Source organism: Brachybacterium sp. p3-SID957, from assembly GCF_025144775.1.
In the GTDB taxonomy this organism is placed as follows: Bacteria; Actinomycetota; Actinomycetes; order Actinomycetales; family Dermabacteraceae; genus Brachybacterium; species Brachybacterium epidermidis.
On the sequence record NZ_JALXKT010000047.1, the window covers coordinates 1 to 24,572 of the forward strand.

Here is a 24,572-nt window from a genome sequence, read left to right on the forward strand (position 1 = left end):
TACGCCACCGTCAAGGCGCTCCAGGAGTACCTCAACGCCCACTGACCGCGCGCGTCGAGTTCGGTGCGGTTGAGTGCGGTGCGGGGCATCAGCGCCGGCCGAGCTCCAGCAGGTGGTCGATGACGGGCAGCAGTTCGTCCACGGCCACCTGTGCCACCTGCGTGGACAGGGACCCCCCGGTCAGGGCGGCGTCGAAGTAGAGACCGTCGCCGATCAGCAGGATCGCGTGGGCGATCGCCGGCGAGCCGACCTCCTCGCGGATCTGCGCCAGCCACTCGTCCCGGGCGCTCGCCATCGCGGCCCGCGCCCCTGGATGGGACTCCTGGGCCAGGTGCGCCACGGCCACCAGGGCACGGTCCAACGCCGAATCGGTCCACACCGAGGTGCGCACGTAGTGGCGGGAGGGGCCGTCCTCGGCGGCGCGCATCTCCTCCAGGTCCTGGACCATCAGGGCGTCCAGGCGCTCGATGAGGCCCTCGGCCAGCGCTTCCTTCGACTTGAAGTGGTAGAGCAGCCCGCCCTTGGACACCCCTGCTCGGGCCGCGACCGCCTCCAGGGTGGTGGCACGCTGCCCATCCTCCAGGAGCATGGCCTGGTAGGCGTCGAGCACGGCATCACGGGCGGACATGCCTCAACCGTACTGGCAGCGACGGTGCGTAAGGACGCTGGGGCAGGTGGTGTGGAGCGCTCTGCCATGCCGGTCACAGCGCGGCTCCACCCGATTGACTGTACCGTCTGGACGGTTTAGTTTCGGCGGTGTCCGTGGAGGCCGCGTACGAGGATCCGTCTCCGAGCAGGTCCTGACGGCCGGCACCTGTTGGCCCGCGCCCGTCAGCCGACTCTCGTCGGCCCCCACCACCGACCCCACCACGACCCCGGAGGTTCCTGTGCTGCCCGCCCCCGCCCGCACCGCCACCACGCGCCACGACAGGCCGGGCGCGCGCTGGTGGGCGCTCGCAGTGCTGATGCTGCCGGTGCTGCTGGTGACGGTGGACAACACCGTGCTGTCCTTCGCCCTGCCCGCGATCTCCGAGGCCCTGGCCCCTACCGGGCAGCAGCTGCTGTGGATCGTGGACGTGTACCCGCTGGTCCTCGCCGGGCTGCTGGTGCCCATGGGCAGCCTCGGGGACCGCATCGGCCGCCGCCGCCTGCTGCTGCTCGGCGGCACCGGCTTCACCGTGATCTCGGCGCTGGCCGCGTTCTGCCCGGACGCCACCACCCTCATCGCCGCCCGCGCCCTGATGGGCTTCTTCGGCGCGATGCTGATGCCCGCCACCCTCTCCCTGATCCGCAACATCTTCACCGACGCCACCGAGCGCCGCACCGCGATCGCCATCTGGGCGGCCGGTTTCTCCGGGGGAGCGGCACTGGGGCCGATCGTGGGCGGCTTCCTGCTGGGGCACTTCGCCTGGGGCTCGGTGTTCCTGCTGGCAGTGCCGGTGATGCTGCCCCTGCTGATCCTGGGGCCGCTCCTGATCCCCGAGTCCAAGGACCCCACCCCCGGGCCCGTGGATCCACTGAGCGTACTGCTGGTGCTGGCGACCATGACCCCGCTGGTGTACGCGATCAAGACCTTCGCCACCACCGGAATGGGCGTGCTGCCCGTGGCGGCGGCCGCAGTGGCGATCCTGGCGGGCATCGCCTTCGTGCGTCGTCAGCTGCGCCGAGGGGAGCCGATGCTGGACGTCACCCTGTTCACGCGTCCCGTGTTCACCGGCGCCGTCACCGCGAACCTGCTGAGCGTGTTCTCCATGGTGGGATTCCTCTACTTCATCTCCCAGCACCTGCAGCTGGTCAGCGGCCGCAGCCCGATGGAGGCCGGCATGGTGCTGCTGCCCGGACTGCTGGTCACGATCGTCGCGGGCCTGGCGGTGGTGCGCCTGGTGCGGCACGTCTCGCCCGCCGCTATCGTCACCGTCGGCCTGCTGCTGAACGGCGTGGCCTTCACGATCGCCGCAGTGACCGGGTCCTGGGGCTCGGATCTCATGCTGCTGATCGCCTTCGCCCTGCTGGGCGCCGGAGTGGGTGGCGCCGAGACCATCAGCAACGACCTGATCCTCTCGGCCGTCCCCGCCGAGAAGGCCGGGGCCGCCTCCGCGATCTCCGAGACCGCCTACGAGACCGGTGCCGTCCTCGGCACCGCCGTGCTGGGCAGCCTGCTCAACTACGCCTACCGCAGCCACGTCCAGCTGCCCGCCGAGCTGACGGCGTCCCAGCAGGCTGCCGCGTCGGAGACCTTGGGTGGGGCCACTGCGGTGGCCGAGCAGCTGCCGGCATCGGTGGCCGGGCCGATGCTCGACTCCGCGCGCCACGCCTTCGACTCCGGTGTGGTGATCACCAGCGGCATCGGCGCTGCACTGATGGTGCTGGCCGCGGTGATCGCCCATCGCACCCTGCGCGCCACGAACTGACGCCGCGATCTGGGCGCGCGTCGGACCATGCGCGCCACGGCCCGCGAACGAGCCTCGTCCCCGCGGCTGGACAGGGCCCTGTGCGTGACGAACGCATGAACGCATGCGTCGGCCACGGCCCCGCACATGACTCACAGGTTCACAGGCGCTCATGTTTCTTCCGAGCAGCGGCTGAGCGGTCCTAGCTTCCTGAGCATGCCACCTACGAAGCTCGTCACACCCCCTGCCACCGCGCCTCCCGTCACCGCACCCTCTGCCCCCGCACCCTCTGCCCCCGCGGCTGCCACCGGCACATCAGCCGTCGCCCTGCTCGACGCGCCCCCGCGGCGACGGCCCGCCCTGAGCTACGAACTGTTCCCCGCCCGCAGCGGAGCCTCGTTCGAGCGCCTCCAGCAGACCGTCGCGCAGCTGGAGCAGACCGCCCCCGACTACGTCTCGGTCACCTCCCGCACCGGCTACCAGAACTTCGCCCGGGTGCTCGAACTGACCGACCACGTGCTGGAGGAGACCCGCCTGCGTCCCCTCGTCCACCTCACCAGCGTGGGCGCCCGCCGCCAGCACCTGGTGGCAGGCATCGAGGCCCTGCTGGACCGCGGCGTGCGCGGCATCCTCGCCCTGCGTGGCGACGTCCCCGAGGATCACGTGCCAGAGGAGGACGAGTTCCCCTTCGCCCGCTACCTCGTCGAGCTGATCCGCGAGGTGGAGCGCGACCGCAGCGCCCTGCTGGCCGGCGGACGCATCGCCGTGGGAGTGGCCGCCTACCCGGTGCGCCATCCCGAGTCCCCCACCCGTCAGCACGACATCGAGGTGCTGGTCTCCAAGGCCCGCTCCGGTGCCGACTTCGCGATCACCCAGGTGTTCTTCGACCCCGCCGCCTACTGCGACCTGGTGGCCCGGGCCCGCCGCGCCGGCGTCGACATCCCGCTGGTGCCCGGTTTCGTCCCCGCCACCGACCCCGCACGCCTGCAGCGCCTCGCGGAGCTCTCCGGCGTGCACGCCCCCCGCGAGCTGCTGCACGCCCTGGAGACCGCCCGTGACGAGACCGACCGCCGCCGCATCGGCACCCGCTTCACCGTCGACCTGATCCGCGGGGTGCTCGACGCCGGGGCGCCCGGCCTGCATCTGTACACCTTCAACCGTCACGCCGAAGCACTCGACGTGCTCGAGGCCCTCGACCTGGGCCAGTGGACCACCACCGACACACGCCACACAGGAGACCCCCAATGACCACCACGCCGCCGCCCACTGCTGCCCCGCTGCCCGCCGCCACCATCGTCGGCTACCCCCGGATCGGCCCTGACCGCGAGCTGAAGAAGGCCGAGGAGGCCTACTGGGCCGGCCGCATCGACCGCACCGAGCTCGACCGCCGCACCGCGGCCCTGCGCACCGCCACCCGCGAGCGCCTCACGGAACTGGGCCTGGACGCCCCCGCCGCGATCCCGGAGACCTTCTCGCTGTACGACCAGGTGCTCGACGCCGCTGTCACCATCGGCGCGGTCCCCGGGCGCTTCGCCGATGTGCTCGATGCCGACGGACGGATCGGCGCCGACGGATACTTCACCCTGGCCCGCGGCGACGCCCAGCGGCCTCCTCTGGAGATGACCAAGTGGTTCGACACCAACTACCACTACCTGGTGCCCGAGATCGGTCCTGACACCGACCTGCACCTGGCCTCCACCCAGGTCATCGACCTGTTCACCGAGGCGCTCGCCGCCGGCACCACCACCCGCCCGGTGCTGGTGGGCCCCCTCACCCTGCTGCTGCTGGCCAAGGCCGAGGACGGCGCCCCCGAGGGCTTCACGCCCCTGGATCGCCTGGACGACGCCGTCGCGGTGTACGCCGAGGTGCTCGAGCGTCTGGCCGATGCCGGCGCGCCCTGGGTGCAGGTGGATGAGCCCATCCTGGCCACCGACATCGACCTCGTCGCCGGCCCGTCGGCCGCGCGCGACGAGGGAGCAGGCAGTGATGCGGCCCAGAGCGACGGGGGAGCGAGCAGTGCGGCGGCCCGAAGCGACGGGGGAGCGGGGGACGTCGACGACGTGATCGCCCGGGCGCTGCAGCGCTCCGTCGGCCGCCTCACCTCCCTCGCCCAGCGCCCGCAGATCCTGGTGACCACCCCCTACGGCGGCATCGGCGATCACCTGCCCGCCCTCCTGTCCACCGGCGCCGAAGCCGTGCACCTCGACCTCACTCGCGGTGACCTGCCCACCGCCGAGCAGCTGACCGGCATCGGAGAGACCGCCCTGGTGGCGGGCCTGGTGGAGGGTCGCACCGTGTGGCGCACCGAGCTGCCCACGGCCGCCGCCCGACTGGACGCGCTGCGCGACCTGGTGCGCACCGCCGGAGGGGACGAGCGCACCGTCTCCGTGGCCACCAGCGTGTCCCTCCAGCACGTTCCGCACAGCCTGGACCGCGAGAACGCGCTGGATGCCGCGCTGCGCGCCACGCTCGCCTTTGCCGACGAGAAGGTGGCCGAGGTTGTGCTCCTGGCATCCGGGGACGTGGTCCCCGGCGACGTCGACGGTCCTCGCTCGGTACCGCGCGACTTCGCGGGCGTGCACGATGAGTCAGTGCGGGAGCGGGTGGCGGCACTGGGCCCCGACGCGTCCACGCGCTCGCCCTTCAGTGCCCGAAGGGCGGCGCAGGAGCAGGCCCTGGACCTGCCGGTGCTCCCCACCACCACCATCGGCTCCTTCCCGCAGACGGCCGAGGTGCGCCGCGCTCGCGCCGACCACCGCGCCGGTCGCCTGGATGCGAGCGGCTACCGCCAGGCGATGCGGGAGGAGATCGCCCGGGTGATCGCCCTGCAGGAGGAGCTGGGGCTGGACGTGCTGGTGCACGGCGAGGCCGAGCGCAACGACATGGTCCAGTACTTCGCCGAGCACCTGGACGGCTTCGTGGTCACCGAGCACGGCTGGGTGCAGTCCTACGGCTCCCGCTGCACACGCCCCTCCATCCTGTTCGGGGACGTCTCCCGGCCCGAGCCGATCACCGTGGAGTGGTCCGCCTACGCCCAGTCGCTCACCAGCAAGCCCGTCAAGGGCATGCTCACCGGTCCCGTGACCATCCTGGCCTGGTCCTTCGTGCGTGATGACCAGCCGCTGGCGCAGACCGCCACCCAGGTGGCCCTGGCCCTGCGCGAGGAGATCGCGGACCTCGAACCCGCCGGCATCGGCATCGTCCAGGTGGACGAGCCCGCCCTGCGCGAACTGCTGCCCCTGCGCCGCGCCGACCAGGACGCCTACCTGCGCTGGTCTGTCGAGTCCTTCCGCATCGCCACCGCCGGGGCGGCCGACGGCACGCAGATCCACACTCACCTGTGCTACAGCGAGTTCAACGAGGTCATCGACGCGATCGACGGTCTCGACGCCGACGTGACCAGCATCGAGTCGGCCCGCTCCCGCGGCGAGGTGGTGGACGCGATCGACCCCGAACGCTTCGAGCGCGGCATCGGTCCGGGCGTGTGGGACATCCACTCCCCGCGGGTCCCCTCCACCGAGGAGATCGTCGAGCTGCTCCAGCATGCCCAGGAGGCCATCGGTCCGCGCGCCCTGTGGGCCAACCCCGACTGCGGCCTGAAGACCCGCGGCTACCGCGAGACGGAGGCCAGCCTGCGCAACCTGGTGGAGGCCACGCGACAGGTGAGGGCGCAGGTCGCGGCGCTGGCGTGATGTCGGGTGGGCGCCCGGTTCTGGAACGGCGCGGGGTGTCCCGCGCCGCGGGCGCCCACCCCGCCCTGGCGGCCGGATAGGCTCACTTGCAGGGGGTGCACGGGCCGCGCCCACGATCACCAGGCGTGAGAGGTGCACCCATGTCGGATCCGAACCAGTCGGGCTACATCCACGATTCTTCCGCCGGCTCCGCCTCCGGGAGCCCCGACCCTTACTCTGGTTCCGCCTCCGGGAGCCCTGACCCTTACTCTGGTTCCGCCTCCGGGAGCCCCGCGGCGACCGGCGCCACCGCAGGTGCGGGCACGATGTCCGCGGCGCAGGCCGGGAGCGCGCTGCGCCGGATCGGCATCGGCAACCCCCTGCCCACCTTCGTCGTTGGAGCTCTGGCCTACATCGCCGCCCTCGGCGCCGCACTGGTGGTGCTGGCCTCGCTGTTCCTGGCTGCCCTCACCGGCGGGCCCAACGACATCCCGAGCGGCGGCACCGATCCGCTCGGTGCTCCGTCAGGTCCCGGCGGTGGCTCGGGTGCCTCCCCGGGGGACGGATGGCGGGTGATCGTGGGCCTGCTGGGCATTCCGTTCCAGCTGGTGGCCCTGGGCACCTTCGGCTCCTATGGCATGGAGCTCGACCTGGGCTTCCTCGGGAGCGCGGAGGCCGGATGGCGGGGGATGCCGCTGCTGATCACGGTGGCGCTGACGGCGACGGCCTTCCTCGGCGCCCGGTTCGTCCAGCGCCGCGGGGGCAGCGGCCGCTGGAGCTCCAACGGTCCGCTCGGTGCCCTGCTGTGGTCGGGGGTCTCCGGCTTCGCGCTGGCGGTGTTCGCACTGCTGGTCACCCGTGTCACGGCCTTCGCCTTCGTCGACGACTCGGTGGGGATGTCGATGTCCATGCACGCGGCCGGGGCGGACATGTTCATAGGCACCTGGTTGCTGAGTGGGCTGGCGCTGTTCCTGGGCCACCTGGCCGGCAGCATCAAGCCGTCCTGGTGGCCGCTGGTCGCGGATCTCGCGGCTGGACCCCGCCTGGCACTGGTGCACGCCCTGACCTTCGCGATCCCCGTCGGTGTGGTGGCGGCGGCGGTGAGCGCGATCCGGATGGTCGTCGACGGGGAGGGCAGCACCGCGCTCACCCTGTTCCTGCTGCTGCCGGTCTGGGGGCTCACCGGTCTGGGTGTGCTCGTCGGCCTGGGGATGCTGCTCGTCCCGGTGCACGTGACCACGCGGGGAGACCTGGGTGACTTCGGCAGCGGGCGGGTCGACGGGTTCCTGTGGTTCTTCGACCTGCCCTGGTACGTGTGGATTCCGATGGTGCTGTTCGCTGTGCTGGTGCTGCTGGCGATCCCCCTGCTGTGGAACCGCGATCGGGTGATCGACAAGGACGACGTCCTGGGTGTGATCGCCTCCTGGATCGCCCTGCCCGTCGCCTACTTCGTGTGCTCGCTGGTGCTGCTGGCGCTGGTGTGGACCAGTGTGCGGGTGGAGATGGGAATGCTGGGCGATGGTGCATTCGCGCTGGCCCTGGGTGCGTGGATGCCGCTGGTGGCCTTCGTGATCGGCGCGATCGTGGAGCTGCTGGCCCGCTTCGTGGCCCCGCTGGTGGACCGCTTCGTGCCCGGGGTGCTGTTGGGTTGGTTCCGTCGGTCTGAGCGGCTCCGAGGGGCCGAGACCGCTGCAAGTAACACTCCGTAACAGCATGTAGCGCATCGGGTGGGTACGCTGGTCGCGACGACTGAACGCCCCGCCGCAGGAGGCCCGATGGACCGCAACCCGTTCACCCCCGGCTTCGGGCTCACGCCGCCGGTGCTGGCCATGCAGGGCACCCCGGTGGAGGACTTTACCGAGGCCCTGGAGGGCACCCGCCCGGCCGGCCACCGCTCCGTGCTGATCTCCGGTGCCCGCGGTGTGGGCAAGACGGTGCTGCTGTCCCAGTTCCACGACGTCGCCGAGGAAGTGGGCTGGGAGGTCATCGTGCTGCACACCTCCTCGGACTCCCTGGCCGAGGAGCTGCGCGGCCGCGCCGTGCACGTGCTGCGGGACCTGGATCCCCAGGCGAACAGCTCCCGCCTCACCTCCGCGAGCATCACCGCGATGGGCGCGGGGGCGAGCGTGGGCCGGGAGGTCAGCGGCCGGTACGACGAGGAGGAGGTGCCGCTGGCGGTGCTGCTGGACCGCCTGGCGTCCCTGGCCTCGCTGCGCGGCGGCGGGCTGCTGGTGCTGCTGGACGAGGTGCAGTCGGCTGATCCGGAGCAGGTCCACGTGATCACCCAGCACATGCAGGACCTGGGGCAGCGCGGCCATGCGGCCGGCTTCGTGGCCGCCGGGGTGCGGGCGGGCGTGGACGAACTGCTCGCCAATCCCAAGACCACGTTCCTGCGCCGCGCCCATCAAGTGGAGATCGGCAGCGTGGACGTGGGTACGGCCGCGCAGGTCATCATGACCACGGTCGCCGACACCGACAAGCACATCACCCCCGAGGCGGCCGTGCGCGCCGGCGAGATCTCCCAGGGCTACCCGTACCTGATCCAGGTGGTCGGTGCCGAGGCCTGGCAGCGCAGCGGCACCGAGGAGACGATCGAGGTGGAGGACGTGGAGGGTGCGCGCGAGTACGCGATCGATGCCATGGTGCACAACGTGCACGGCCCCGCTCTGCGCGACATCACCGGCCGCAAGAACGACTACCTGATGGCCATGCTCGAGGACGACGGCCCCTCCGCGGTGGGCGACATCGCCCGGCGCATGGGCATCGACCTGAACAACCAGAACGTGTACCGGGCACGCCTGATCGCCGACGAGATGATCCGTCCCGCCGGCCGCGGCCTGGTGGAGCTGGCCATGCCGTACCTGCGCGAGGCGCTGCTGCGCCGGCAGGAGGGCGGACGCTCCGCCCTGGCGCACGGCCCGGCGAGGGTCGCCAGGCCGGTCAGGCGTCGGCCTCCGCGGGGTTCCGGCGGACGAACAGGCTGATCACCACGGTCACCACACCCAGCCCGGCCGAGATCAGGAACGCCAGGGAGGTGCCCTGGGCGATGCCGTCGATCGGGGCGCCGCCCTGCGCGGTGACCCCGGCCGCGACCCCGGCCGCGACCCGGCTCATCGGGGCCACCATCACGGCGGCACCCGTGGCCCCGGCCACCTGCTGCACGGTGCCAACGAACGATCGCCGAGCCGTGACCGTACAGGGGCGCGGGCAGTGCCCCGAGAGCCGTGGGGTGGTGAACAGCGGCGTGAACACCAGCGCCAGGCCGGCCGACATGGTGACCCGCTGGGGACTCCGTGACCCGCTGAGGACTCCGTGACCCGCTTGGGGCACTGAGAGTGGAGCGCATCTGAGAACCAATTGTGGTTCTGAGGTGCGCCCCGCTCTCAGTCCCCGAGCACGCACCTGGAGCGGGTTCCGGCTCGCCGGCGTGCACGGGCGGGGGTCCCCGTGGGACGAGGTGTGGGCTGAGCCGACAGGCGAGTGGCGGTCCCGAGCGGTGGCGGTCCCGAGGGGTGGCGGTTCCGAGCGGTGGCGGTTCGGAGCGGTGGCGGTCCCGAGCGGTGGCGGGGCGTGGCTGTGGATCGGTTCAGTGCCGGCGCAGTCGAGCGGGCAGTTCCCGCAGTCGCTCGATGGGGAGGAACGCCGCCCAGCAGATCGCAGTGGGCAGGAAGTGGATTCCCAGGGCGATGAAGGTGGTCAGATGGAACCCCACGAACACCGCCACCGCGAGGTAGAGCGCCTTGCCGCGCAGGAACAGGACCACGGGGGAGAGGGTCTCCATCACCACCGCCGCCCACTGGGCGGGCACGAAGATCCACGGCGTCTCCAGCGTCCACTGCACGAAGATCGAGCCGCGCCGCACCACCGCCCACGCCAGGATCGCGCTGTTCGCCCAGGCGATCGGAGAGCCGGAGTAGATCCACTTGACCAGCACCGACAGGAAGTAGGTGGCGACCACCGCCAACTGGATGCACCGCAGCGCCCATCCCGCGGCTTCGCTGGGGGTGTCGTCGTGCCAGCCGCGTGAGGGCACCGTGGGCAGCACCCACACCGCCACCATCAGCGCCAGATGATCGTGCGACACGTACCCGTACCCCTGGCTGTACAGCATCCAGATCCCGAAGGCGATGCCCGCCACCGTGCCGGCGATCCGTGGGAACCGGCCCAGCATCGCCATCAGGCACGCCACCACGATCACCACCAGCAGTGCGTACGCGAGCCCGGTTGTCACCGGAGGCAGGTGCAGCAGGCGGGCCAGCAGCAGCGGCCGGTAGTAGTGCGCGTTGCCGGCGTGGGAGGGCACGTCGTTCGCGATCAGGAGCACGTCCACGATCACGAAGGCGTAGACGATCGTGCGCAGTGCCGTGATGCGGGAGGCGGGCAGCGCCGGGATCAGCAGGCCAAGGAGCGTCGACGCGCCGGTCGGTGTGCGTTCCGAGGTGGCCCGACCGGTCTGGTCGGCACTCGAGGCCGCGGGTGTCGTCATTCGCTCGCCCTCCAGCGCACCACTTCGACGAACTCCGGCTCCCCGCGCGGCGCGCCGTCCTTCAGGTGGGTGATGCGCTGGCACAGGATCAGCTCCGTCAGCGGCGGCTCGTCGGGATGGCGGCGGTCGTACTCCGCCGCCAGAGGGGCGAGGCGATCCGGGTCCGCCACGATCTCGCGCTGGTGGTTCTCCACGTCGCCGCGCTGGATTCCCACGGACCGGTTGCCGAAGGGGATGTCGAAGGGCTCACCGCCCTCGCGCACGCCCTGCAGGCACGTGTTGACCACCTGCCCGTTCGGATCGGTGCCCTTGGAGTACTGGTCCAGCGAGCCGAAGGGGAAGAAGTCATTGGTGCGCAGGAACTGGCCCGCCAGCAGCACCGCCATCAGGGCCAGCATCAGCACGATCCTCCAGGCACGCGACACGGTGGGGAGGGTACGGGGGAGGGGACGGTGGGCGCGGGGAGGGGCGCTGCGCTCACTCATTGCGCGAGCATAGCGCGGCCCCGTCGACCCGCGGCGAGCACGCTCATGCCCCCAGGCGCATCCAGGCATCGCCCCGCACACGCACCCCCAGAGAGACCGCGCGGGCGATCATGAACACCAGCGTGCAGGAGATCCACACCCCGGTCAGCGCCCACATCCCCGGCAGGTCCGTCCACGCCACCCAGGCCGCCCCCGGCAGGGTCGCGATCATGGTGAGCACACCCACCCGGGCCAGGTACGGCGCATCGCCGGCACCCATCAGCACCCCATCCAGCACGAACACGTAGCCCGCGATGGGCTGGGCGATGATCAGCACCCACAGGGCCGCTCGCAGGTTCTCCTGCACCGCCACGTCCGGTGTGAACAACGCCGGGGCCGTGTACGAGACCACCAGCAGCAGCACCGCTGTCACCAGACCGCCGCCCACGCCCCAGCTGACCAGGCGCGAGGTCACCGCTCGCACGGTCGCGGTGTCCGACGCACCCAGGTACCGGCCAACCAGGGCCTGACCGGCGATCGCCAGTGCATCCAGGGCCAGGGCGAACAGGTTGAACAGGGTGAGCGCGAGCTGGTGGGCGGCCAGCTGCACCGCCCCCAGGTCGGTGGCAACGAAGGTGGAGACCAGCAGCACCACGCGCAGGGTCAGGGTGCGCACGAACATCGGCACCGAGTCACGGCCCGCAGAGGCCACCTGCTTCAGCTGCGGCCGCAGGCTCACGCCATTGCGCCTCGCCCCCCGGGCCACCACGGTGAGCAGGGCGGTCGCCATCCCCCACTCGGCGATGATGGTGCCGATGGCGGACCCGGCGATGCCCAGGTCCAGGCCGAAGATGAGGATCCAGTTCAGCGGCACGTTCACGGTGGCGCCGATGCCCGCCACCACCAGCGGAATGGTGGCCTTCTGCAGCCCCCGCACCAGGCCGGTGGCGGCCTGCACCGCGAGCATGGCCGGCAGGCCGAAGGCGCTGATGTGCAGGTAGGTGCCGGCCTCGGCGAGCACCTCGTCCGTCGGCCCGAACAGGGCCAGCAGCGGATCTCCCGCGGCGAGCAGCAGCAGGCAGCTGAGGGCGCCGATCGCGAGTGCCAGCCAGCAGGCGTCGATCCCGCGGGCGATGGCCTCGGCGCGCCTGCCCGCGCCGAAGGCCCGGGAGACGGCGGCCGTGGTGGAGTAGGCGAGGAACACCGACAGCGCCACCACGGTGGTCACCACCACCGAGGCCAGGCCCAGCCCCGCCAGGGACACGGTCCCCACCCGGGCCACGAACGCGGAGTCCACCATCACGAACAGCGGCTGGGCCACCAGGGCGCCGAGGCTGGGGACTGCCAGGCGCAGGATGTCGCGGTCCACGCGACGGCGAGCCTCCCCGGGGTTCTGCTGGAAGGGATCGGCCATGCCTGCGAGTTTCTCACGTCGTCGGTTCATGCCAAGAGCACCGGTGGGCATCTCGTGGGGGCCGATGATGGAAGAGATGATGGCAGAACAGTGATCGATTCCCCACCTTCGTCGGATCCGATTCGAAGGTTGCCGTGAAAGAGTGCGAGCGGGACAGTGCGCCCCGTGCTCCGTGAGGTGCCCGGGACGTATGCACGGCCGGTGCCGGCCCGTCCCGGCCTCACGTCTGCGCGCTCCAGGAGCACCCTATGCACCGTCTTGCCACTCTCAGCCTGAACAACCGGGCGTTCATCGCACTGGTGTGCGTGGTCGTCGCCATCGTCGGCGCCATGAGCATGACACTGCTGCGCCAGGAGCTGATCCCCTCGGTGTCCCTGCCGCAGATCCAGGTGATCACCACTTCCCCGGGCGCCTCCAGCGAGCAGGTCAAGGACCGCATCAGCGACCCGATCGAGAACGGCGTGCGCGGCCTGGAGAACGTGGAGGCCACCAGTTCCACCTCGCAGTCCAGCCTGTCCATGGTCACCGTGGAGCTCACCTACGGCACCGACATGGCCCGTGCCTCCAACCAGGTCGAGGCAGCCGTCTCCCGCATCGAGGACCAGCTGCCCGAGGGTGCCGAGCCCGAGGTCATCTCCGGCGGCACCGGTGACATCCCCGCCGCCGTGCTGTCGATCTCCTCGGACCTGGACCCCTCCACCCTCGCCGACCGCCTGAACTCCTCGGTGGTGCCCGAGCTGGAGCGCATCGACGGGGTCTCCGGCGTGATCGTCGTCGGCGCCCCGCCGCAGATCGTGAAGATCACCCCCGATGAGCAGGCCCTGGCCGAGCGGGGCCTCAGCACCGGCTCCATCACCGAGGCGCTGGACGCCAACGGCCTGTCCATCCCCGGCGGCACCGTCACCGACGGTGACACCTCCCTGGACGTCACCATCGGCCAGCCCATGGAGTCCGTCGAGGACCTGGAGACGATGGTGCTCCTGCCGCCCGAGGGCTCCGACGTGGATCCCGCGCAGGCACCCACCACCCTCGCGGACGTGGCCACCGTGGAGCAGACCCAGCAGGAGGCCACCAGCATCTCCCGCACCAACGGCCGCGAGTCGCTGGTGATGGTGGTCAACACCACCGTGGACGGCAACGTGGTCGACGTGTCCGAGGAGGTCAGCGCGGAACTGGCCGACCTGCTTCCCGCCGTGGGCGGCGGCGCCGAGAGCCAGGTCGTCTTCGACCAGGCCCCCTTCATCCAGGAGTCCATCACCGCGCTCGCCGAGGAGGGCCTGCTGGGCCTGCTGTTCGCCGTCGCCGTGATCCTGCTGTTCCTGCGCGCGATCCGACCCACCGCGGTCACCGCGATCTCCATCCCGATGTCGCTGCTGATGGCCTTCGTGGGGATGCTGCTGGCCGACTACACGCTGAACATGCTCACTCTGGCGGCGCTGACCATCTCCATCGGTCGCGTGGTGGACGACTCGATCGTGGTGATCGAGAACATCACCCGCCACCTCACCTACGGCAAGACCAGGATGCGGGCCATCGTGGACGCGGTGCGCGAGGTGGCCGGCGCGATCACCTCCTCCACCCTGGCCACGGTGATCGTGTTCCTGCCGATCGCCGTGATCTCCGGCTGGGCCGGCGAGCTGCTGCGGCCGTTCTCCCTGACCGTCGCTATCGCGATGCTGTCCTCCCTGGTGGTGTCGCTGACGATCGTGCCGGTGCTGGCCTACTGGTTCCTGCGCGCACCCAAGAGCGCCCGGGACATCGACCCCGACGACGCCCACGCCGTGGCCGAGGTGCGCGAGGCCGCCGAGGCCAAGGAGGAGCGCGGCTGGCTGCACCGCCTGTACAGCCCCACCCTGGCGTGGGCGCTGCGGCACCGCTTCCTGGCACTGCTGCTCTCGGTGGCGATCCTGGGCGGCACCGTGGCCCTGTACCCGCTGCTGAAGATCAACATCCTGGGCGACACCGGCCAGAACCTCGCCGCCTACACCCAGACCCTGCCGGCCGGCACCACCCTGGAGGAGTCCAGCGCGAAGGCCGTGGACGCCGAGGAGGCGCTGGCCGAGTTGGACGGCGTCGACGTCGTCCAGACCACCATCGGCGGCTCCCAGTTCGGCTTCGGCGGCGCCACCAACGAGATCACCTACCAGGTCACCACCGATCCCGACGCCGACCAGGAGGCCCTGCGCGAACAGATGCTCACCACGCTGCAGGACCTCCCGGAGGCCGGGGAGATCGAGGACTCCTTCGACGCCGGCGCCATCGGCTCCTCCACCGTGGACATCCTGGTCACCGGCCCCACCCCCGAGGACCGAGAGACCGCCGTCGAGGCGCTCATCGCCGAGCTGGACCCGCTGCCGGACAGCGTCGAGGAGGTCAGCAGCGACCTGGAGGGCGAGCAGCCCACCGCCGTGATCACGGTGGACCGTGAGGCCGCCGCCCAGCGCGGCCTCACCGAGGAGGCCGTGGTGGGCCTGGTGGCCCAGCAGCTGTTCCCGGCCGCCATCGGCCAGGTCACCATCGGCGACGCCGAGCTGGACATCTTCGTCGAGCAGGGCGAGGGCATCGAGACCCTCGACGAGCTCGAGTCCATGCAGATCGCCGGCTTCCCGGTGACCGACGTGGCCACCATCGAGGAGACCCTGGAACGGCCCATGATCCGCTCCCAGAACTCCCTGGAGACGGTCACCGTGTCCCTCACCCCGGCCTCCACCGACGACGTGGGCGCCACCGCCCAGGCCGCCCAGCAGGCGATCGACGCGGTGGACGTGCCCGACGGCGTGCAGGCCACTACCGGCGGCGCCGCCGAGGACCTGCAGACCATCTTCGGCCAGCTGGTGCTGGCCCTGGTGGTCGCGATCCTGCTCACCTACGTGCTGCTGGTGTGGATCTTCAAGTCCCTGATCCAGCCCCTGATCCTGCTGGTGTCCATCCCCTTCGCGGCCACCGGCTCGCTGGGCCTGCTGGTGCTCACCGGGGTTCCCCTGGGCCTGCCTTCCATGATCGGCATGCTGATGCTGGTGGGCATCGTGGTCACCAACGCGATCGTGCTCATCGACCTGGTCAACCAGTACCGGCGTGAGGGGATGGCGTTGGACGAGGGCCTGATGACCGGCGCTCACAAGCGTCTGCGGCCGATCCTGATGACCTCTGCGGCGACGATCTTCGCGCTGGTGCCGATGGCGCTGGGCATCACCGGCAGTGCCGGGTTCATCGCCCAGCCGCTGGCAGTGGTGGTGATCGGCGGCCTGGTCACCTCCACCCTGCTCACCCTGATCATCGTGCCGGTGCTGTACCGGATCGCGGAGGGCCCGGGGGAGAAGCGCCGCCTGCGCGAACAGGCCCTGGATGAGGAGCGCCGCATCGAGCGGGAGCGCCGGGAGGTCGAGCGGGGACGGGGTGCCGCTGAACGGGCGCAGGGAGCCTCTGGGGCCGGCGGCATGGGCCGCGTGGGCACTGCGACCACCGAGGCCGACAGTGCTCCTGCCGGGTCGGGCTCGAGCGTCGCCGCCCCGGCCGTCGCCGCCCCGTCCGGCGATGCCTCGGCTGTCGCTGCCTCGGGCCGTGCCGGTGCCGCCGGAGTCGCGCCCGGCACGGTGGAGCGCGGGCACACCGCCACGCAGCGCCGTTCCCTGAAGGAGCGCGGCGGGCTGGTGGGAATCCTGAAGGGCCGCCTGCGCAGGGACTGAGGAGTCGGCGGCGGCATACCATGCCGTCATGCCCGCCATGCGCCCCCGCCGCAGCATCCTGCGCACCGCCGCAGGTGGCTGGACGGTGCGCACGCGTGTGCTGTCGGCACTGCTGGCCTTCATGGCGGGTGGCCTGGCGATCACCGGCATGCTCACCTATGCAGCCCAGTTCCGGTCCCTCGAGGAGCGGGTCACCAGCGAGCTGTGGCAGGAGCGCGAGGAACTCAACGAGATCGCCCAGTCCCGGGACGGGAACGGTGAGCTGGTGCACGACTCCGTCCTGGAGCTGCTGCGCACCGCCACCGAGTCGGCCGTGCCCTCGAACAACGAGTCCGTGCTGGCCCTGGTGGACGGGCAGCCGCGGTTCAAGCCTCGCACGCAGGACTTCGAGCTGGTGGACTCGCCGCAGGCGATGGCGGAGATCCTTGCGGCACACGAGGCGGGAAGCACCGTGACGGTCCACACGGAGATCAACGGCTCGCAGGTGCGGGCGCTGGTCACCTCGGTGCAGGTGCCGGGGGACGAGTCCGAGGGGATCTTCGTGGTGGCCAGCGACATCGGGGTGCAGAAGCGTGCCCTGTGGCGCTCCGTCACCACGTTCAGCCTGCTCTCGCTGCTCGCGGTGACGGCGGCCGGCTGGGTGGGCTACCTGGTGATCGGGCGACTGCTGCAGCCGCTGGAGGCACTGCGGGAGGCCACGGAGGAGGTCACCGTGGAGGATCTCGAGCACCGGGTTCCCGTCCCCGAGGGCCGGGACGACATCGCCGCCCTGGCCACGAACTTCAACCGCATGCTGGAGCGCATCCAGTCGGGCTTCGCCGAGCAGCGTCGCTTCATGAGCGACGTGGGCCACGAGCTGCGCACCCCGCTGACCATCGTGCGCGGCACCCTGGAGATGACCGACCCCGACGACGGGGCCGACGTGCGCGAGTCCCACGAGATCGCCCTGGATGAGCTGGACCGCATGGGTCGTGTGGTGGGGGACCTCTCCGAGCTGGCGGCCTCGACCCGACCCGACTACGTGCGGCTTCGCCCCCTGGACATGGCCGAGTTCGCCCGCTCCGCCTTCGCCCGCATCGAGCGGATCGCCGAGCGGGAGTGGGTGCTCGAGCAGGTGGCCGACGTGGTGGCCGACGCCGACGAGCAGCGCCTCACCCAGGCCGTGGTGCAGCTGGCCGCCAACGCCGTGCGCTACAGCGAGGAGGGCACCCGCATCGTCCTCTCCGTGGCCCGGGTGCTGGGCGTGAACGGGTACGAGATGCACGTGAGCCTGCGCGACCAGGGGGTGGGCATCGCCCCGGAGGACCAGGTGCGCATCTTCGAGCGCTTCGCCCGGGTGGATCATTCGCGTGAGAGCGGCTCCGGGCTGGGACTGCCGATCGTGCTGGCCATCGCCGAAGGACACGGCGGCACGGTGCGCCTGGCCTCCAGGCCCGGGTACGGCTCCACCTTCTCGATCGTCTTCCCGCAGTTCGTCGACGGCGACGGTGCAGGGCATGGCTCCGAGCGCGACGGCAGCGAGACGATCGCCACCGCTCCCGACCAGGACGAAACTCCCGGCGCCGCAGGCCGCGGCACCGACACTGGTGACCACCACCCCTCACGACCCGAACGGAGCATCACTGCATGAGGATCCTGATCGCGGAGGACGAGCACCGCATCGCCCGCTTCGTCGAGAAGGGCCTGAAGGCCAACGGCTACGCCTGCACCGTGGTGGAGGACGGCATCAGTGCCCTGGACCTGGGTTCCAGCGGCGACTTCGACCTGATGATCCTGGACGTGGGCCTGCCCCGCATGGATGGCTTCCAGGTGCTGAAGGCCCTGCGCGGCATGGACGTGGACATCCCGATCCTCATGGTGACCGCCCGCAGCGGCGTGGAGGACACCGTGCAGGGCCTCGAGGGGGGCGCCAACGACTACATCGCCAAGCCGTTCCGCTTCGAGGAGCTGCTGGCGAGGGTGAAGCTGCGGGCGCGTGAGGCGACAGCGGGGGCCGGTGCCGCCGGCAGCGATGTGCTGACCCTGGGTGATCTGAGGCTCGATCTGCGCACCCGCCTGGCCACGTTCCAGGATCAGGAGCAGCAGCGGGAGCGCAGCGTGGAGCTGTCCTCGCGGGAGTTCACCATGGCGCGCGTGTTCCTGGAGAACCCCGGGCAGGTGCTCACCCGCGACCTGCTGCTGTCCAAAGTGTGGGGCTACGACTACGAGGGTGCCTCGAACGTGGTGGACGTCTATGTGGGGTATCTGCGCGGCAAGCTGGGTGCCGCTCGGTTCGTGACGGTGCGCGGCGCGGGGTACAAGATCGTCGATCCCACCACGGAGTGACCGCCCGTTCATGAGAGACCTCTCATGAACGGTTCACGGCGTTCTCATCGCCGGCGGCGAGGATCCCCGCATGAAGACTCTTCGGACAGCTGCTGTACTCGTGGCGGTGGGTCTTGCCGCCGTGGGCCTGGCCGTGCTGCCCGCAGTCGATGAGGCCCCCACCTCGATGCCCGGCATCGTGGTGGGGGAGGATCGCGCCGCGGAGGGGGCCGAGGTCGATGGCGGCGCCGTCGTCGGCGCGGGCGCTGCCGAGGACCCCGCGGGCGAGGGCGCCGCAGAGGGCCCCGGTGGCGATGCTGAGGACGACGGCATTCTGGCCGGCCAGGTGCTGCCCGGTGACGTTCCCGAGAGCGGGGACGGGACCGCGGTGGTCCTGCCCAGGCCGCGCGCCACCGAGCAGCCCGTGCAGGGCGTCCACTCCGATACCGGCGTGGGACCGATGAAGGCGTCCCCCTCCCCGGAGCCGCCTCCGCCCCCCGCCCCGACGCCGGCGCCGGCCCCGAAGCCCCGCCCGGCGGAGAGCTCCGGGTCCAGCAGCTCCGGGTCCAGCAGCTCCGGATCCGGGGACTCCAGCAGCTCGGGCAGCAGCGGTTCCAGCAGCTCGGGCGGCTCCAAGAGTACGGGCGGCTCCAAGAGCACGGGCGGCTCCACCCGGCCCCCCGCACCCTCTGGCCTGTGCGAATGGGACGACGGGGAGTGGGAGTGCGATGAGCCCGACGACGATGACGACGATGACGAGGACGACGACGACTGAGTCGGGGACGACTGAGTCGACGACGGCTGATATGTAGGCGTTCCTCTCCCGTGCCAGCGCCAAGCGTGGACGAGGGGGAATGGCCCGTTTTGACCGTCCGTTCGACGCGGGCGGGAATCTCCGGGACCCCGTGGGCCGATGGTCGACTGATTGGTAGGTTCAGGGCGTGAGCGCTCTGGGTCCCGACAGCCTCCCCGCCCCCGGTGACGTCGCGGGCTCCCTGACGCCGCCGCAGCTCGACGATCTGAGGGTCGCCCTGCGCCCGCCGGAGCTACCGGCTCCCACCCCGCACGACGCGCTCAGCGCTGCCCATCGCGTCATGGACCTGCTGCATGCCGAGCAGTACCGCGACGCCGTGCGCGTGGCCGAGGTGCACCTCGAGCGCACTCGTGAGCAGACCGGTCCCACGGCTCCCCAGGATCGGCTCGAACTGCTGCGCGCCAGACTGGTGGCCACCGTGATGATCGGCGGCGCTGAGGCGTGCGAGCAGGCCGCCGCGGATCTGGTGGGCCACCTGCGCCGCACCGGCCACCGCGCCCAGGCTGCCGCCACGGCGACGGTGCTGCTGGAGCACGTGCCCCACTGGCGGGGGGAGGTGCGCAGCGCTGCCGCGCCCTCGGCGGTCCCCGTCTCCGAGCAGCCCACCTCCGCGCCGGGGCGCCGACGCGGCAGTCGCACCGCGGTGAGCCCCGAGCTGCTGGCAGTGGTGCGCGGTCTGCAGTCGCCCCTCCTGCGCGGCCGGGTGGACCGGGCCGGGGGTGCGCTGGAGCCCTCGCAGCGCTGGGGCGGCAACGACCCGCGCATCGAGGTGCGCCTGCTGGGGGCGGCCCTGCAGTCCCTTCCCGCAGTGCGCGAGGAGCTGCTGGGCGACCCCCGGCCCCTGCTCACGATCCGCCTGGCACAGGCCTACGAAGGGATCGGGGACCTCGCCACCGCCACCTCGCTGGCCCTGGACGTGCTCGAGAGGATGGAGCAGCTCGAGGTCGCCGGCGAGGCGGTCCCGGACCCCCAGCGTGCCCGCACCTCCGCCCACGCCCTGCTGGCGCGCACCCTGGGACAGACCCATCCGGTGCTGGCCGCGCATCACGCGGTCGACGCCCTGCTCAGCCTGCGCACCGTGGACGACCCGCCGCTGCGGATCGGCCTGATCACCGACCTGCTGAACGCACTGATGGCTGCCGGGCTGACCGCTCATGCCTCCTTCACCGCGGGGCGCCTGCTGTCCCTGCAGCGCACCCTGAAGCGCGATGCCCACCGCAGTGCGCCGCTGCTGGCCGTGGCGGCCCAACGCATCAGCGCCGAGCAGTACGACGCCGCCTGGGTGCCCTTGGAGCAGGCCCGCCTGATCGGTCGCCAGGAGCGGGACCGGCGATGCGGCCTGGAGGCCGCCCGCCTCGCGGCCAGCATCCACGAGCGCACCGGGGACCTGCGCGGCTCCCTGGTGGAGCTGCGCCAGGTGGCGGCCGACGCGCACTGGCTGGCCGATGACCTCGCCACCTCCGCGTCGGAGCGCTCCCGCCTGGTGCTGGCCGAGCTGCAGGCCCAGTCCCTGGTGATGCGCCGGGCGATGGACCTGGAGCAGACGGCCCTGGCACTGTCGGCGGCCGCGGCGATCGAGCGCCGCACCCGCGACGACGGCGGGCGCCCCGTGCTGCCGGCCGAGACGCTCTGGGACCACCGCGTCGATGCACTGGTGGGCCGTTTCATCGCCGTGGCCGCCGCCGCGGGACGCGGAGAGGACGGCGTGGAGGCGAGCGACGTCGACCAGCGCCGGCTCGAGGCTCTGCGGGCCATCGACCAGATGCCCCCCGGGCACGACGACCGTGCCCGCTACTGGGCCGCCTACCTGGATGAACGCCACGCCGCCCTGCTCGCCGAGCGCGGCGAGCACACCCAGGCGCAGAAAGTGGCGCACCGGGCCCATGAGGGATGGCTGGCCATCGGCGCCCAGGAGGATGCCGAGCGGGTGGCAGCACTGATCGAGGGGCTCGGCGCGGGGAAGTGAGCCAGACAATGAAAAACCCGACCCCTGAGGGGTCGGGTGGTGTGGATCCAATCTAAGCCCGAGTCATCCGAATAGACAACTCTCCGACCGCGGAACGTGTCTGGTCAGTCGACCTGGCATCAGTCTCGTTGGCATCAGTCCCGAGGGCGAGTTGACGAGTCCCACGGGCACCCGGGTCCTGTTGACACTGATAGGCATCGCCAGATCACTGTCGCTGGAGATGGCCACGGCGGCGTCGATGGCAACGGTGCAGACCCCGACCCTCACGACGCCGCCTCCTGCAACCGCTCGTACAGGCCCACGTCCATGAGCATCGCCCGCAGGTCCTCCCACGGCATGTCCCGCAGGTGCTTGACCACGGCGCCGCTGGATTCCTCCACGCTCCACACCGCGTTCTCGACCACGGTCTTCATTCCCGGGGCGGCAGCGAAGTCGATGCGGGAGTTGGAGTGGGCGATGGCCTGCATGGTGTGATCGGCGACGACCTCGGCGAGCAGGCTCTCCACGCCGCTGAGCTTGTAATCGTCCGGTACGTCGAGCCCGCCGAGGTAGCGGTTGACCTTGTCGATGATCTCGGTCTTGCGCTCCCGTCTGCGCTCGTGGGCAGCGGCAAGGCCCGCCTCGGTCATGCCGGACAGCCCCTCCGGCTCGGACTCACCGAGTGAGAGGTCGTCCTCGCGGATCTTCTGCAGCCGGTAGTGGGTCAGGACGATGTCGGAGACGTCGACCTCCTCGGGGGCAGGGTCCTCCTCGGTGAAGACGCGCAGTCGCCGCGCCAGGAGGTCAGCGAAGGCGCTGAACTTCTCGTACCGGGGGTTGCCGTAGTCGACCAGCTGGGAGAAGAAGGCGTAGGCCTTGAGGTACTGCGAGAGGGTGGAGCGGTAGTCGATGAGGGTGTCGCGCTCGGCCCGATCCTCACCCAGGATGGCGCGTCGCCAGCGGTCGCCGAAGCGGTCCACCGCCGGTTTGATGTGCCTCTCAGCGTCCGTGTGCTTGGCGTTGGTACGGGCCCATGCCTCCCAGAACAGGTCCACCTCCTGCGGGGTGTGAATCCCGGCCTGCTCGAGCTTGGCATGCATGTTCAGCACAAGGTCCGGATCGGACTCCCTGTTGATCTCTGCGTCCTCGTAGTACTCGCGGAAGGCGGCGAGGATCTGATCGGGGTCGTTGACGAAATCCAGCACGTAGGTGTCGGACTTTCCCGGCGCCATGCGGTTCAGACGCGAAAGCGTCTGCACGGCGGCGATGCCTGAGAGCTGCTTGTCGACGTACATGCCCACCAGCAGCGGCTGGTCGAAGCCGGTCTGGTACTTGTTGGCGACGATGAGCACGTGCTCGCCCGGCCCGGCGAACACCTTGGTGAGGTCGCGGCCCTTCAGATGTGGGTTCTCGCTGGCTTCGGTGACGGTCGGGGCTTGTCCACCGGGCAGAGCCGTGATCTCAGGATCTGGCACATCGCCGGAGAAGGCGACCAGGGCGTGCAGGTCCAGGTTCTCCTCGGTGCAGATGCGCCGGAACGAGCGGGCGTATCGCACCGCAGCGGCACGGGAATCGGTGACCACCATCGCCTTGGCCCGCCCTCCGAGCTCCGGCTGAACGGCGGCGCGGTAGTGCCGGATGATCTCGCGGACTTTCTGGTCGATGTTCGTGGGGTGAAGGTTGACCGCCGTCAGGTATGCCTTCGTGCCGGTGCGGGCATCCACCTCGATGTCCTCACTGCCGGCTCGCAGGGAGATCCGGGCTGCTCGCTCGTAGGTGGTGTAGTTCTTCAGCACGTCGAGGATGAATCCCTCTTCGATCGCCTGCTTCATCGAGTACAGGTCGAAGGGGACGGGTTTGCCTTCGGGCCCGGGGCGCCCGAACTGCTCGAGCGTCTTGGCCTTGGGGGTGGCGGTGAAGGCGAAGAAGGAGATGCGGTGATCGGCATCGGCCTTCGCGGCCATCGCGACCAGGGCATCCTGATCGGCGCCGGGCTCGGCGTCCTCGTCCAGACCCGCGGCGGGATCGTTCAGATAGACCACCTTCCGGACGGCGGCGGAGGCCTCTCCGGACTGGGAGGAATGGGCCTCGTCGGCGATGACCGCGAAGCGCTTGGCAGCGATCGCGGTGTCCTCGCCCTTCTCGGCCGCTTCCTTCAGGGCCGCAAGCACGTAGGGGAACGTCTGGATGGTGACGCCGATGATCGGCACGCCCGCGCTCAGTGCCTCACGAAGCAGCTTCGTCTTGGAACCGCCGGAGCCGCGGGTGACGGCCTGGAACGTGCCGGTGGTGGTGACGAGCTGGTCAACGGCGTCCTGCAGCTGACGGTCCAGCACCTGGCGGTCGGCGATGACGATGACGCTGTCGAACACCTTGGTGCCCTCGACCGTGTGGAGGGTGGACAGTCGGTGGGCGGTCCAGGCGATGGAGTCGGTCTTCCCGGAGCCAGCAGAGTGCTGGATCAGATAATGGTGGCCGGGGCCTTCAGTGCGGGCGGCGGCGGTCAGCCGGGTGACGGCGCGCCACTGGTGGAATCGGGGGAAGCGGATGCGTCGCTTGTCGGTGACCTCACCGGTGAGCGGGTCCTCGCGGGTCTCGTGGTTGATGTAGATGAACTTTGCGAGGATCGCGAGCCAGGCGTCCCGGTCCAGGACGTCCTTCCAGAAGTACGAGGTCCCGATCTCCGGTGGGTTCCCGGCTCCGTTGTCGTGCCCCATGTCGAAGGGCAGGAACGTGGTGCCTGGGCCCTCGAGCTTGGTGGTCATCACGATGCGCGTGTCGGTGACGACGAAGTGCACGAGGGCACCGCGGAACTCGGTGAGCAGCGGCTCGTTCTTGGGGGAGCGGTCGTTGCGGTACTGGGCGATGCCCTGGGCCAGGGTCTGTGTGTAGTCGGTCTTGAGCTCGATGGTCGCCACCGGCAGGCCGTTGCAGAACAGCACCAGGTCGATCCGGTCGGCCTTGTCCTTCGAGTAGATGACCTCCTGCATCACGCGCAGGCGGTTCTTCTCGTACCGGGCGGTGAGCTGTGGGTTGCGGTCATCCGCTGGCGGCATCTGCATGGCCGTGAAGCCGTGGCGCAGGCCCACCATGTCGAACCCCTTGCGCAGCACACCCAGCGTGCCGCCGCCATGGGCCTCGTCCGCAGCGAGCACCTTGACGGCGCGGTCAAGGATGCGGGCCTCGGCCTTCTCACGTGCCTCGCCGGTGAGGCCGGGGGCGACGATCTTCTCGTATTCCTTGGGCTGGGTGTCCTTCAGCCAGCCCAGCAGGTCCTCCGGGAAGAGGGCGCGCTCCTTGTCGTAGCCGGCACTGTCGCGGGAGCGCAGCCAGCCGTGGGCCTCGAGGTGGGTGGCGATCTCATCCTGGAAGGGGAGTTCCTGGTGCAGGCCGGTGGC

Annotated in this window: 16 protein-coding genes; 10 read left to right on the forward strand and 6 right to left on the reverse strand. The window is 70.8% G+C overall.

The features are described 5' to 3' along the window. Window positions 1-88: 88 nt before the first annotated feature. A complete protein-coding gene (locus tag M3B01_RS10445; RefSeq protein WP_259791895.1) occupies window positions 89-628 on the reverse strand; it encodes a TetR/AcrR family transcriptional regulator in 540 nt (179 codons plus the stop codon). 259 nt (window positions 629-887) lie between these two features. Between M3B01_RS10445 and M3B01_RS10450 the strand changes: the two genes are divergently transcribed. From M3B01_RS10450 to M3B01_RS10470, 5 genes are all read left to right on the forward strand, one after another. Next, window positions 888-2,411, forward strand: coding sequence for an MFS transporter (locus M3B01_RS10450; RefSeq protein WP_259791897.1), 1,524 nt, complete (start codon window positions 888-890; stop codon window positions 2,409-2,411). A 195-nt stretch (window positions 2,412-2,606) separates the two neighbouring features. Beyond that, entirely contained in the window at window positions 2,607-3,638 is a 1,032-nt protein-coding gene (locus tag M3B01_RS10455; protein WP_259791899.1) for a methylenetetrahydrofolate reductase, read from the forward strand. Continuing rightward, window positions 3,635-6,082, forward strand: coding sequence for a 5-methyltetrahydropteroyltriglutamate--homocysteine S-methyltransferase (gene metE / locus M3B01_RS10460; RefSeq protein ID WP_259791901.1), 2,448 nt, complete (start codon window positions 3,635-3,637; stop codon window positions 6,080-6,082). Before M3B01_RS10455 ends, metE begins: the two co-directional genes overlap by 4 nt. Before the next feature lie 305 nt (window positions 6,083-6,387). Beyond that, window positions 6,388-7,770 carry a hypothetical protein gene (locus M3B01_RS10465; protein ID WP_259791903.1) on the forward strand — a complete coding sequence of 461 codons (1,383 nt, stop codon included), beginning with the start codon at window positions 6,388-6,390 and terminating at the stop codon, window positions 7,768-7,770. A 66-nt stretch (window positions 7,771-7,836) separates the two neighbouring features. Next, on the forward strand, window positions 7,837-9,045 hold the full coding sequence (locus M3B01_RS10470; protein ID WP_259791905.1) for an ATP-binding protein: 1,209 nt from the start codon (window positions 7,837-7,839) through the stop codon (window positions 9,043-9,045). Here the strand turns inward: M3B01_RS10470 and M3B01_RS10475 are convergent. From M3B01_RS10475 to M3B01_RS10490, 4 genes are all read right to left on the reverse strand, one after another. Next, a complete protein-coding gene (locus M3B01_RS10475; protein WP_259791907.1) occupies window positions 9,002-9,334 on the reverse strand; it encodes a hypothetical protein in 333 nt (110 codons plus the stop codon). The genes M3B01_RS10470 and M3B01_RS10475 overlap by 44 nt on opposite strands. Window positions 9,335-9,647: 313 nt before the next feature. After that, complete coding sequence (locus tag M3B01_RS10480; RefSeq protein WP_259791909.1) at window positions 9,648-10,547, reverse strand: hypothetical protein; 900 nt, start codon at window positions 10,545-10,547, stop codon at window positions 9,648-9,650. Beyond that, a complete protein-coding gene (locus tag M3B01_RS10485; protein WP_259791911.1) occupies window positions 10,544-11,032 on the reverse strand; it encodes a hypothetical protein in 489 nt (162 codons plus the stop codon). The genes M3B01_RS10480 and M3B01_RS10485 overlap by 4 nt, the downstream gene beginning before the upstream one ends. A 43-nt stretch (window positions 11,033-11,075) precedes the next feature. Beyond that, window positions 11,076-12,425, reverse strand: a complete 1,350-nt coding sequence (locus M3B01_RS10490; RefSeq protein ID WP_259791912.1) for an MATE family efflux transporter — start codon at window positions 12,423-12,425, stop codon at window positions 11,076-11,078. Between the two features lie 248 nt (window positions 12,426-12,673). On the opposite strand from M3B01_RS10490, the gene M3B01_RS10495 reads away from it, so the two are divergent. From M3B01_RS10495 to M3B01_RS10515, 5 genes are all read left to right on the forward strand, one after another. Beyond that, window positions 12,674-16,111 (forward strand): efflux RND transporter permease subunit, encoded by a 3,438-nt coding sequence (locus M3B01_RS10495; protein WP_259791914.1) that lies wholly within the window; start codon window positions 12,674-12,676, stop codon window positions 16,109-16,111. Window positions 16,112-16,139: 28 nt separating this feature from the next. Further along, window positions 16,140-17,741 (forward strand): cell wall metabolism sensor histidine kinase WalK, encoded by a 1,602-nt coding sequence (locus M3B01_RS10500; RefSeq protein ID WP_259791916.1) that lies wholly within the window; start codon window positions 16,140-16,142, stop codon window positions 17,739-17,741. After that, on the forward strand, window positions 17,738-18,436 hold the full coding sequence (locus tag M3B01_RS10505) for a response regulator transcription factor (protein WP_259791918.1): 699 nt from the start codon (window positions 17,738-17,740) through the stop codon (window positions 18,434-18,436). The genes M3B01_RS10500 and M3B01_RS10505 overlap by 4 nt, the downstream gene beginning before the upstream one ends. Window positions 18,437-18,506: 70 nt before the next feature. After that, window positions 18,507-19,190: a hypothetical protein gene (locus M3B01_RS10510; RefSeq protein ID WP_259791920.1), complete on the forward strand. Its 684-nt coding sequence runs from the start codon at window positions 18,507-18,509 to the stop codon at window positions 19,188-19,190. Between the two features lie 166 nt (window positions 19,191-19,356). Beyond that, window positions 19,357-21,195 carry a hypothetical protein gene (locus M3B01_RS10515; RefSeq protein WP_259791922.1) on the forward strand — a complete coding sequence of 613 codons (1,839 nt, stop codon included), beginning with the start codon at window positions 19,357-19,359 and terminating at the stop codon, window positions 21,193-21,195. Between the two features lie 263 nt (window positions 21,196-21,458). Here M3B01_RS10515 and M3B01_RS10520 read toward each other — a convergent pair. Further along, window positions 21,459-24,572, reverse strand: a 3,114-nt coding sequence (locus tag M3B01_RS10520; protein WP_259791924.1) for a type I restriction endonuclease subunit R, incomplete at its 5' end; no start/stop codon positions are given.